Source organism: Ruminococcus turbiniformis (genome assembly GCF_020687545.1).
GTDB classification, from domain to species: domain Bacteria; phylum Bacillota; class Clostridia; order Lachnospirales; family Lachnospiraceae; genus Mediterraneibacter; species Mediterraneibacter turbiniformis.
On the sequence record NZ_JAJEQX010000073.1, the window covers coordinates 1 to 2640 of the forward strand.

At 48.6% G+C, this 2640-nt stretch carries 2 protein-coding genes; both read left to right on the plus strand.

Going from position 1 to position 2640, the window contains the following annotated elements; genetic code table 11:
* Window positions 1-179 precede the first annotated feature (179 nt).
* Entirely contained in the window at window positions 180-1739 is a 1560-nt protein-coding gene (istA, locus tag LKD70_RS18285) for an IS21 family transposase (protein WP_227709288.1), read from the plus strand.
* A 6-nt stretch (window positions 1740-1745) separates the two neighbouring features.
* On the plus strand, window positions 1746-2522 hold the full coding sequence (locus tag LKD70_RS18290; protein WP_227709289.1) for an ATP-binding protein: 777 nt from the start codon (window positions 1746-1748) through the stop codon (window positions 2520-2522).
* Window positions 2523-2640: the final 118 nt, after the last annotated feature.

A 2640-nucleotide genomic window follows, 5' to 3' on the forward strand; every position in this document is an offset into this window, starting at 1 on the left:
TGAGTATTCTGGACGATTCTGAACCGTCATTCCGGAAACACAGTACCGTGATTCCGCTTTGATGGATACCGCAATTCTGGGCATTGAATACCGTGATTCCGGTCAAAGGATACCGATTTTCTTTATAATGTATCCATACGCTTTGAAGCGTAAATACATTACAAAGGAGGTCATCGTTTATGACCAAGTATCGCGAGATCATCCGGCTATCCGGATTAGGTCTTAGTCAAACCAACATTGCCCTCAGCTGCAATGCATCTAAAACAACTGTCAACAAGGTGCTGAAAGCTGCAAGGGAGCAGAACCTTTCATGGCCGCTGGATTCTAAACTAACAGATCCCGTCCTTGTCAGGCTGCTTTTTCCTGATTCGAAAGCAAAACCTGCCACATCAAAGCGGATGCCTGATTACGAGCATATCCGCAAGGAACTTCTCCGCAATGGAGTAAATAAGAAGCTTCTCTGGACAGAGTACCTTGAGGAATGTCGTCTCTCCGGAGATGAGCCGCTTATGTATTCCCAGTTCTGCTATTACATCCAGCAGGATGAGCAGAAGCGCCGTGCCACTATGCATATCAATCGAAAACCTGCAGAACAGGTTGAAGTAGATTGGGCTGGAGATCCGGCACACATCATTGATCCGGATACCGGCGAAATCCTGGATGCTCACATTTTCGTAGGAGTCATGACCTACAGCCAGTACCCATACGTAGAAGCATTCATGGATGAAAAGCAGCCATCATGGATCACTGCTCATGTCCATATGTACGAATACTTTGGCGGTGTTGCTAAGATTCTCGTGCCGGACAACTGCCGTACTGCTGTAGAGCACAATAAGGGCTGGAAAGATCAGCGCATCAATGCTGTCTATCAGGAGATGGCAGAGCACTATGGCACTGCGGTTATTCCAGCCCGTGTCCGAGCTCCAAAGGACAAACCCAATGCCGAGGGCAGTGTAGGCAATATTTCCACATGGATCACTGCAGCCCTGCGTAATGAGCAGTTCTTTTCCCTCGATGAATTAAACCGGGCAATCCGACAGAAGCTGGAAGATTTCAGCCATCGCCCTTTCCAAAAGAAAGAGGGCAGCCGGTATGAAATCTTCCGCGACGAAGAACTGCCACTCCTGGCACCTTTACCTGCTACCCCATATGAACTGGCGGAATGGAAACAAGCCACCGTTCAGTTCAATTATCACATATCCCTTGCCGGAATGCTATACTCAGTTCCTTATGAATATATAAAGCGCAAAGTTGATGTACGGGTTACAGATAAAACTGTTGAGATTTTTTACAATCACAACCGGATTGCGTCCCATCGCCGTCTTTATGGCCGTAAAGGGCAATACAGTACGGTTACAGAGCATATGCCGGAGTCCCACCAACAGTATCTGGAATGGAACGGTGACCGTTTCCGCAAATGGGCGGAGCGGATCGGCTCCAGTACCTGTCAGGTAGTAGATGCGATCCTTACCTCCAAGCGTGTAGAACAGCAGTCCTACCGCAGTTGTATGGGGCTTTTGAAACTGGCCGACAAATATTCTGTTGACCGTTTGGAAGCCGCCTGCCGGAAAGCGCTCTCTTTTACGGCTACTCCCAGTTATAAGAGTATCAAGAACATCCTTGATACCGGAAACGATCAGCTGGAGATGCCGGACAAGGGAGCAGCAACAAGCAGCCACACAGAGCCAACAAAGAACAGCCATGCGCTTACAAGAGGCGCGGATTACTACAGGAGGTAAGGAACCATGACCACACAAAGCACGATAGATAAACTCATTGAAATGCGCCTGACTTCTATGTCAGATGCATTCCGCACCCAGATGGAGGACCCCAGGATGAAAGGGATTCCTTTTGAGGATCGTTTCGGGATGCTGGTGGATATCGAATATAGCAATCGCAAGAGCAACAGCCTGAAGCGTCTGATCCGTAATGCCGGATTTGACCAGCCGGACGCATACATTGGCGATATTAACTATACTTCCGGGCGCAAGCTGAACCGTTCTTTGATTGAGCGGCTTGCAACCTGTGAATACATCACAGAACACAGGAATCTCTTTATTACCGGAGCTACTGGGAGCGGGAAGACCTATCTGGCATGCGCATTCGGGATGGAAGCCTGCAAACAGCGTTACAAGACGAAGTATGTTCGCCTGCCGGATCTGCTCCTGGAACTAGAGATGGCTCGTAATGACGGCACATACAAAAAGGTCCAAGGGAAATACGCCAACCCGATTCTGCTGATCATTGATGAATGGCTTCTGCTGAAACCCACAGAATCCGAACAGCATGACATTCTGGAGCTTCTCCACAGGAGACGCAGGAAGTCATCTACTATCTTCTGTTCCCAGTATGATTCCAATGGTTGGTATGATCAGCTTGGTGGTGATGATAGTCCCCTCTCGGAAGCAATCCTGGACCGCATCAAGCATGATGCATATAAGATCAACATCGTCCCGACGGATCCGGCGAATTACAGATCCATGCGGGAAGTATATGGATTAGATCCTGCATTAAGCGAGTAAACTCGCAAGTAGTAGTCACTTAAGTGCGGTATCCCTGCTCCGGACTCGCAGTATCATAGTCCCGGACTTACGGTATCCGTTCCTCCGGAACAGGGGTACATTTTCATCGTAATATACA

What these genes read in the sequence shown, in the direction of transcription:
- LKD70_RS18290 (WP_227709289.1), top strand. Translation starts at nt 1,746, where the DNA reads ATGACCACACAAAGCACGATAGATAAACTCATTGAAATGCGCCTGACT.
- istA (WP_227709288.1), top strand. Translation starts at nt 180, where the DNA reads ATGACCAAGTATCGCGAGATCATCCGGCTATCCGGATTAGGTCTTAGT.